This is a genomic window from Serratia sp. M24T3, from assembly GCF_000257645.1.
In the GTDB taxonomy this organism is placed as follows: domain Bacteria; phylum Pseudomonadota; class Gammaproteobacteria; order Enterobacterales; family Enterobacteriaceae; genus Rouxiella.
The window spans coordinates 1-758 of record NZ_AJHJ01000088.1; the positions used below are offsets into that span (position 1 = coordinate 1).

The following is a 758-nucleotide window of genomic DNA, read 5'->3' on the forward strand; positions in this document are numbered from 1 at the left end:
GGGCTTTGTTGAATAAATCGAACTTTTGGCCGTAGTCAGGAGCAGATCACCACACTCCTGATCCTGCAGCGATATCACGTGGCAAAACAAAAGTTCAAAATCACCCACTGGGCTACCTACAACAAGGCGCTCATTCATCGGGGCTCACTGACATTCTGGCTTGATGAGTCGGCCATTCAGGCCTGGTATGACAAGCCCCACACGTCTTCACGTGGTCGTCCTCAACGTTATTCTGAGCTCGCTATTTCTACCGTACTTATGCTCAAACACGTTTTTTGCCTCACTCTGCGCGCCGCGCAGGGATTTATTGACTCCATTTTTACCCTGATGAAGCTCCCACTCAGGTGCCCGGATTACTCCTGCGTCAGCTGGCGGGCTAAGTCCGTCAACATCCCGTTTAAAACCCCCACGCGCGGCGAAATTGCCCATCTGGTTATCGACTCCACCGGATTAAAAGTCTTCGGTGAAGGGGAGTGGAAGGTGAAAAAACACGGTCAGGAAAAGCGCCGCGTCTGGCGGAAACTTCACCTGGCGGTGGACGCCGGTACTCATGAGGTTATCTGCGCTGACCTGTCCCTGAATAATGTGACCGACGCAGAGGCATTCCCGGGACTTATTCGTCAGACCCGCCGGAAAGTTAAGGTCGCTTCTGCCGATGGCGCTTATGACACAAAACTTTGCCATGACGAGCGGCGGCGAAAAAAAATTAGGGCGCTTATCCCGGCGCGAACCCGGGCGGGTTACTGGCCGGCGGAGTA

1 protein-coding gene is annotated in these 758 nt (G+C 54.0%); it reads left to right on the forward strand.

Annotated features, from left to right (window positions below; genetic code table 11):
* Nucleotides 1-78 precede the first annotated feature (78 nt).
* On the forward strand, nucleotides 79-758 hold a 680-nt coding region (locus SPM24T3_RS24075), incomplete at its 3' end, for an IS5 family transposase (RefSeq protein WP_009639451.1).